We start from the raw sequence: 997 nt of genomic DNA, 5'->3' as shown, positions 1-997 counted from the left end.
ACAGCGTCATTGGACGAAAAGTGACCGAAAAATCATGTACGGAGAGCTTTTTCGACCGGTTCTCCGTGTTAAACGCGAACCTCACCCATACCCATGAGCTGTTTTCGAACCCTCCACAGGTTTGCCAGGGCGAACAGCGTGGTCAACTGAGCCGTGTTTTTCATCAGCCCACGAAAACGTACTTTCACGTAACCAAACTGCCGCTTGATCACGCGAAACGGATGCTCGACCTTGGCCCGTGTCTGAGCCTTGCAGAACTCGATCTTGCGCTTGGCTTTGTACAGTACGCTGCGCTGGTTCAGCTTGGAATAGGTGCTGCGACGCGCTGCAATCTGCCAGATCACCCCCCGATTTTCATGCTCTTCGCGCCTTTCGACACCGGTGTAACCGGCATCTGCATACACGGCGTTTTCTTCGCCATGCAGCAGTTCAGCCACCTGCGTGACATCGGCCACATTGGCAGCGGTGCCATGGACGTGATGCACCAGGCCGGACTCGACATCGGCACCGATGTGCGCCTTCATCCCGAAGAAATACTGACCGCCTTTCTTGGTCTGGTGCATCTCGGGATCACGCTTGCCTTCTTTATTTTTGGTCGAGCTGGGGGCATGAATAATGGTGGCATCGACGATGGTGCCTTGGCGCAGCGACAGGCCTTTTTCCTGCAGATAACCATTGATGACCGCAAGGATTGCCGGTGCGAGCTGATGCTTCTCCAGCAAGTGCCGGAAGTTCATGATCGTGGTGTCTTCGGGGATTGGCGCGCTCAGCGTCAGGCGTGCGAACTGGCGCATGGGCGTGATTTCGTAGAGCGCTTCTTCCATGGCCGGGTCGCTCAGGGAGAACCAGTTCTGCAACAGATGGATGCGCAGCATGGTTTCCAGAGGATAGGGTTTTCTACCGCCGCCGGCCTTGGGGTAGAACGGTTCGATCAGCTCCAGCAGGCCTGCCCAGGGCACCACCTGATCCATTTCGGCGAGGAAGCGCTCTCGGCGGG

At 56.9% G+C, this 997-nt stretch carries 1 protein-coding gene; it reads right to left on the bottom strand.

The window, feature by feature from the left end:
• Positions 1–68: 68 nt before the first annotated feature.
• Positions 69–997 (bottom strand): IS5-like element ISPa41 family transposase (locus APH44_RS28830; RefSeq protein WP_054895662.1); only part of this gene is annotated, 929 nt, incomplete at its 5' end.

Origin of the sequence: Pseudomonas sp. NBRC 111143 (assembly GCF_001320965.1) — a bacterium.
GTDB lineage: Bacteria > Pseudomonadota > Gammaproteobacteria > Pseudomonadales > Pseudomonadaceae > Aquipseudomonas > Aquipseudomonas machongensis.
Note: the sequence above shows the minus strand (reverse complement) of the source record. Positions and strands in the feature narration are given on the sequence as shown.